This window comes from Buttiauxella warmboldiae (assembly GCF_003818135.1).
GTDB classification, from domain to species: Bacteria; Pseudomonadota; Gammaproteobacteria; order Enterobacterales; family Enterobacteriaceae; genus Buttiauxella; species Buttiauxella warmboldiae.
Genome location: NZ_RPOH01000090.1, coordinates 1 through 6,035 on the forward strand (window position 1 = coordinate 1; position 6,035 = coordinate 6,035).

Below are 6,035 nucleotides of genomic sequence, written 5' to 3' on the forward strand. Positions count from 1 at the left end.
TTTGTCATCAGTCTGAACCGGGCAAGCCCGGTTTTTTTCATCTTTTACGCATCAGACTCGTGCGATCGATAAACTGATGTGTTTGTGGATCATAGTAGCGAGATGGCCAGATCTCCCAGGGCGAAGTTTCCAGGGCCTGAGCGATGATCAATTCACCTTTTGGCCATGGACGCGTTAACGCATTTGCCAGCGTCGACGAACTCAGTCCCGCTTTTCGGGATTCCGCCGCCAGTGATGTTCCGCGTTTACGCAGCCCTGCAATAATATCTGCCGGGTGCCAGTCAGTAGTTTTACTTTCCATGTTCCTCCCCTGTAACCGTATCATTTTACCGGTTGACTCAACGGAGGTTATAGCACAATAAATAGCCAAAAAGCTCCAGAAAATAGTTTAAAAAATCAAATCTGTGTTAACCCACACAAAGTCACTGAAAATCAATGAAAGCAATAGGCTATGTGATGTGATGCCGGAAGGGGAATTGCAGTTACTGGAAACTTAGCGCGCCTTTAAGCGGCGCGCTAAAGAGATTAACGATCGCGTTGCACCGCCATATGAGCCAGCGCAATTAAGGCGGTTTTATACTCGCTTTCAGGCAAAATGCTCAGTGCGGCAATCGCTTTATCCGCTTCTTGTTCTGCCCGCAGCTGGGTCCATGCCAGGGAGCCGCAGGCCGCCATCGCTTCTAACACCGGCTGCAGCAAATGACGCCCGTTACCTTGTTCAATGGCTTCGCGAATCATTTTTCCCTGCTCCGGGCTACCGTTACGCATCGCGTGCAGCAGAGGGAGCGTCGGCTTGCCTTCGTTAAGGTCATCGCCCACATTTTTACCCAATGTCTGTCCATCGGCGCTGTAATCGAGAAGATCGTCGATAAGCTGGAAAGCGGTGCCTAAATAGCGGCCATAATCCTGCAGCGCTCGTTCCTGTTCTGCCGTGGCACCGGCTAAAATACCCGAGCACTGGGCCGCCGCTTCGAACAGGCGCGCGGTTTTGCTGTAAATCACCCGCATGTAGCTCTCTTCGGTAATATCGGGGTCATTGCAGTTCATTAATTGCAGAACTTCACCTTCGGCAATCACGTTCACCGCTTCGGACATCACCTCAAGCACCTTGAGCGAGCCGAGCTGCGTCATCATCTGGAAGGCGCGGGTATAAATAAAATCACCCACCAGCACGCTGGCGGCATTACCAAACGCCGCGTTGGCGGTTGCTTTGCCGCGGCGCATATCTGATTCATCGACAACGTCATCATGCAGCAGGGTTGCGGTGTGGATAAATTCAATGAGGGCCGCAATATGGATATGCGCATTGCCCTGATAACCGAGGGTACGGGCCGCCAGTACCGCAATCATCGGACGGATACGTTTACCGCCGCCGCTGACGATGTAATACCCTAACTGATTGATCAACTGAACATCTGAATTCAACTGTTCAAGGATGACCGCATTCACTCCCGCCATATCTTGCGCGGTTAACTCATTAATTTTTTCTAAATTCATCGCAAAAGTCTGGCTTCATGTCCTGTTTACCACATGTCTTAACGGAATCACGTGAGGGTAGAGGAGTGATAATGTAGTACAGATTGTACTGAAAAAACGAGGCAGATAAACGGCTGGTGTGAGGTTGCGTTTTTTTTCTACTCTGTTTCATGAGAGGGCTTGTCAAAGGCTCCGCTTTTGCGTAATATTCGCGCCCTATTGTGAATATTTATAGCGCCACCTGAAACATACATAGGGTGCGTGCGGAAAGCGGAGTTTTATATGTACGCGGTTTTCCAAAGTGGTGGTAAACAACACCGAGTAAGCGAAGGTCAAACCATTCGCCTGGAAAAGCTGGACATCGCAACTGGCGAAGCTGTTGAGTTTGCTGAAGTGCTGATGATCGCTAACGGTGAAGAAATCAAAATCGGCGTTCCTTTCGTCGATGGCGGCGTAATCAAAGCTGAAGTTGTTGCTCATGGTCGTGGCGAGAAAATTAAGATTGTTAAGTTTCGTCGTCGTAAACACTACCGTAAGCAGCAGGGTCATCGTCAGTGGTTCACTGATGTGAAAATCACCGGCATCAGCGCTTAATACAGGGGAGCATATTAAATGGCACATAAAAAGGCTGGCGGCTCTACTCGTAACGGTCGCGATTCCGAAGCTAAACGTCTGGGCGTAAAACGTTTCGGCGGTGAAGCAGTTCTGGCAGGCAGCATTATCGTTCGTCAACGTGGGACTAAATTCCACGCGGGTACCAACGTAGGTTGCGGCAAAGATCATACTCTGTTCGCTTTGACTGACGGTAAAGTTAAGTTCGAAGTTAAAGGTCCGAAAAACCGTAAGTTCATCAGCATCGTTGCTGAATAAGTTTTTCGCGTCCCGGTAACGGATGAGAGCCCCGCAACACGTTGCGGGGCTTTTTACATTCTGCGACCGGTAAATTAAATTGGCGCAGGGAAGTGGGTGATGAAACAGCAGGCAGGCATTGGCATTCTCCTCGCGCTGACGACAGCGGTTTGCTGGGGGGCATTGCCGATAGCGATGAAGCAGGTACTGACGGTAATGGAACCGCCGACGGTGGTCTTTTATCGCTTCCTGATGGCAAGCGTGGGGCTGGGCAGTATCCTGGCCTGGCGCGGAAAATTGCCGCCGTTACGCCTGTTCCGCAAGCCTCGTTGGCTGGTATTACTCGCCATTGCCACCGGGGGCTTATTCGGCAACTTTTTGCTGTTCAGTTCCTCATTGCAGTACCTGAGCCCGACGGCATCCCAGGTGATTGGCCAGCTTTCCCCGGTGGGAATGATGGTGGCCAGCGTCGTTGTGCTCAAAGAGAAGATGCGCGGCACGCAGGTTATCGGGGCCATCATGTTACTTAGCGGGCTGGTGATGTTTTTTAATACCAGCCTGATAGAAATTTTTACCCGCCTGACTGATTACACCCTTGGGGTGATATTCGGCGTGCTGGCGGCGACAGTGTGGGTCACCTATGGTGTGGCGCAGAAGGTATTATTACGCCGCCTGGCCTCGCAACAGATCCTCTTTTTACTGTACACTTTATGTACTCTTGCGCTTTTGCCGCTGGCTCAGTGGGATAAAATTTTCCTGCTCAGCGACGGGCAACTGGCGTGTTTAGTTTTCTGTGGCCTGAATACACTGGTTGGGTATGGGGCACTGGCAGAAGCCATGGCACGGTGGCAGGCGGCACAGGTTAGCGCCATTATTACGTTAACCCCGCTGTTTACTTTGCTGTTTTCAGATTTATTAGCGTTAGCCTGGCCCGATTTCTTCGCCATGCCGTCACTTAACCTTATCGGTTATCTCGGTGCGTTCGTCGTGGTTGCAGGTGCAATGTATTCAGCCATTGGTCACCGTCTTTGGGGACGCTGGCGCAAAACCGAAGCTGTTCTTCCAGTACAACGTTCGGGCGAATGATTTACGGAGAAGTGAAATGAAGTTTGTTGATGAAGCAACGATCCTGGTCGTAGCAGGTGATGGCGGTAACGGCTGCGTTAGCTTCCGTCGTGAAAAATATATTCCCAGAGGCGGCCCGGACGGGGGGGATGGCGGTGATGGCGGTGATGTGTGGCTTGAGGCCGATGAGAACCTCAATACCCTGATCGACTACCGCTTTGAAAAATCTTTCCGCGCTGAACGTGGTCAAAATGGCCAGAGCCGTGACTGTACCGGTAAACGTGGTAAAGACATTACCGTTAAGGTCCCTGTAGGGACGCGCGTTATCGACCAGGGCACGGGCGAGACCATGGGTGATATGACCCAGCATGGTCAGAAACTGATGGTCGCTAAGGGCGGCTGGCACGGTCTGGGTAACACCCGTTTCAAATCCTCCGTGAACCGTACGCCACGTCAGAAAACCATGGGTACGCCTGGTGAGAAGCGTGATATTCAGCTGGAATTGCTGCTGCTGGCTGACGTAGGGATGCTGGGCTTGCCGAATGCCGGTAAATCGACGTTTATCCGCTCTGTCTCTGCGGCGAAACCAAAAGTTGCGGACTATCCGTTTACTACATTGATTCCAAGCCTTGGCGTTGTTCGTATGGATAACGAGAAGAGCTTTGTGATTGCCGATATCCCGGGCTTGATTGAAGGCGCGGCCGAAGGCGCAGGTCTTGGTATCCGCTTCCTGAAACACCTTGAGCGCTGTCGCGTGCTGCTGCACCTCATCGATATCGCGCCTATTGATGAATCCGATCCGGTTGAAAATGGCCGAGTTATCATTGGCGAGTTGGAAAAATACAGCGAGAAACTGGCCGAGAAGCCACGCTGGCTGGTCTTCAACAAATGCGATTTGATGAGCAAAGAAGATGCCGAAGCGCGGGCAAAAGAAATTGCCACCGCAATGGGCTGGGAAGAGAAATACTACCTGATCTCTGCGGTTAACCGCGAAGGCGTCAACGCGCTGTGCTGGGATGTGATGGACTTTATCATCGCTAACCCGAAAATTGCCGAGCTGCAGCCCGTTGCTCCTGAGAAAGTCGAGTTTATGTGGGATGACTATCATCAGCAGCAGCTTGACGCCGTGGAAGCGGAAGAAGACGAAGACTGGGATGACGACTGGGATGAAGATGACGACGAAGGCGTCGAATTCATCTACCAGAAGTAAGACGTTATCTGCAGCGGGGCCGGACATGTTCCGGCCTTTTTTATGGACGATTTACCCGGCTGATAACCACAAAGAAGGGAAAACCACGCTTTTTCCTTCTTTGTCAGCAATCTCATTTACTGGTTTTGCGCAGGTATCCAGCAACTGGCCTGCAGGCCCACGCCCTGAGGGCCGCTATCCAGGGCTAACCTGCCATGGTGGAGCTGAACAATGCGCTGCACAATATTCAGCCCCAGCCCGCTGCCACCGTAGCGTTGATCCAGACGGCGGAAGGGATCGGTTATCGTCTGGCGATGTTCTTCGTCAATACCTGGTCCCTGGTCGGAAACCCCCAGCATTGCGCCATTTCCCTGAGTCACTAATGACACCGTGATGGTGCTTTCTGTTGGACTATAGCGGAATGCATTTTCCATCAGGTTCCGTAACATTAGGCGAAGCAGCACTGCATCTCCTTGCACCATATCAGTACTTTCGTTTGGCCAGATAATGTTTTGCCCACGCAGGGCAACCATCTCTTCCATTTCCATTTTGAGCGGTGAAATAATATCGCGATACCAGTTCAGCGTATCGTAATGGCCGCTCGCCAGCGCCTGTCCGGCGCGTGCGAGCATCAGCAATTGCTCAATGGTGTGCATTAGCCGATCGATGCGCTCCAGCAGCATAGGGGCTTGCTGAACGCCGGAATTGGCCATGAGTTCAAGGTGCAAACGCAGCCCTGCGAGCGGCGTGCGTAATTCATGGGCGGCATCGGCAGTAAATAATCGCTCCTGCTGAATGGTATGGTCCAGGCGTGCCAGCAGCTGGTTTAGGGAATTGGTAACGGCAACCATCTCTTCCATATCCGAATACATCGGCAAAGGCGTCAGGTTGTCGGCAGAACGGTTAGCCAGGCTGGTGCGCAGGCGATTGAGCGGTTGAGTAATCCAGGTGATGGCCCAGAAGGAGAAAAATAAGGTTCATCGCGCTTTACCGGGGAACGCTGCTTTTATCTTCATAAAAAAGTAGTCGTTATCCCGGTATCCATATGCCATCCTTTTTATCACTTTGATCCTGTTGTTCATTCCCTCCAGCACGCTGGTATTCAGACGATGTGTGGCACTGGCGATTATTCCGCTCATGTAGCCTTTCAGCTTCTCCGCGAACTGCTGTAGCGCCTTTATGCCACTTTCCTGTGACTGCCTGTACCACTCATTCCAGCGACGCTGTGCGACTTTCTTATCCGGGGCATACCACAGCTCTTTCAGGCGCTTTTCATCACCATACACCGTATTTAACGGCTGGTTTGCCTCCCAGTAACTCGGCCAGTTTCACTTCATGACCCTCCGGCAGATTTTCCGGATTACGCAACAGCAGCCAGCGACTGCGTTTAATCACCTTCCGTGCTTTTTTGTTATCCCGTAACTGATTCGCCTGATCGACCCGTACTCTGTCGATA

General features: G+C 51.8%; 6 protein-coding genes and 2 pseudogenes. 4 read left to right on the plus strand and 4 right to left on the minus strand.

From position 1 onward, the window contains the following. Positions 1–37: 37 nt before the first annotated feature. Entirely contained in the window at positions 38–301 is a 264-nt protein-coding gene (gene sfsB, locus EHN07_RS18430; RefSeq protein WP_124025475.1) for a DNA-binding transcriptional regulator SfsB, read from the minus strand. A gap of 224 nt (positions 302–525) precedes the next feature. After that, the gene (gene ispB / locus EHN07_RS18435) at positions 526–1,497 is read right to left on the minus strand and encodes an octaprenyl diphosphate synthase (protein ID WP_124025476.1); all 972 of its coding nucleotides are present in this window, start codon (positions 1,495–1,497) and stop codon (positions 526–528) included. 261 nt (positions 1,498–1,758) lie between these two features. On the opposite strand from ispB, the gene rplU reads away from it, so the two are divergent. The 4 genes from rplU (at position 1,759) to cgtA (ending at position 4,600) form a co-directional block, all read left to right on the plus strand. Then, entirely contained in the window at positions 1,759–2,070 is a 312-nt protein-coding gene (gene rplU, locus EHN07_RS18440) for a 50S ribosomal protein L21 (protein ID WP_034459723.1), read from the plus strand. Between the two features lie 18 nt (positions 2,071–2,088). After that, positions 2,089–2,346 (plus strand): 50S ribosomal protein L27, encoded by a 258-nt coding sequence (rpmA, locus tag EHN07_RS18445; RefSeq protein WP_024549632.1) that lies wholly within the window; start codon positions 2,089–2,091, stop codon positions 2,344–2,346. A gap of 99 nt (positions 2,347–2,445) precedes the next feature. Further along, positions 2,446–3,411, plus strand: a complete 966-nt coding sequence (locus EHN07_RS18455; RefSeq protein WP_124025478.1) for a DMT family transporter — start codon at positions 2,446–2,448, stop codon at positions 3,409–3,411. Between the two features lie 16 nt (positions 3,412–3,427). Further along, complete coding sequence (gene cgtA / locus EHN07_RS18460; RefSeq protein ID WP_124025479.1) at positions 3,428–4,600, plus strand: Obg family GTPase CgtA; 1,173 nt, start codon at positions 3,428–3,430, stop codon at positions 4,598–4,600. A 116-nt stretch (positions 4,601–4,716) separates the two neighbouring features. Here the strand turns inward: cgtA and pmrB are convergent. Together pmrB and EHN07_RS18470 are read right to left on the minus strand one after the other, a co-directional pair. Further along, a pseudogene (gene pmrB / locus EHN07_RS18465) lies at positions 4,717–5,556 on the minus strand (two-component system sensor histidine kinase PmrB); the annotation flags it as partial. Then, positions 5,557–6,035: pseudogene (locus EHN07_RS18470) on the minus strand (ISL3 family transposase); the annotation flags it as partial.

Excerpts from the sequence above, each read along its gene's own strand:
- sfsB (WP_124025475.1), bottom strand. The coding sequence starts at position 301 with ATGGAAAGTAAAACTACTGACTGGCACCCGGCAGATATTATTGCAGGG.
- ispB (WP_124025476.1), bottom strand. The coding sequence starts at position 1,497 with ATGAATTTAGAAAAAATTAATGAGTTAACCGCGCAAGATATGGCGGGA.
- rplU (WP_034459723.1), top strand. The coding sequence starts at position 1,759 with ATGTACGCGGTTTTCCAAAGTGGTGGTAAACAACACCGAGTAAGCGAA.
- rpmA (WP_024549632.1), top strand. The coding sequence starts at position 2,089 with ATGGCACATAAAAAGGCTGGCGGCTCTACTCGTAACGGTCGCGATTCC.
- EHN07_RS18455 (WP_124025478.1), top strand. The coding sequence starts at position 2,446 with ATGAAACAGCAGGCAGGCATTGGCATTCTCCTCGCGCTGACGACAGCG.
- cgtA (WP_124025479.1), top strand. The coding sequence starts at position 3,428 with ATGAAGTTTGTTGATGAAGCAACGATCCTGGTCGTAGCAGGTGATGGC.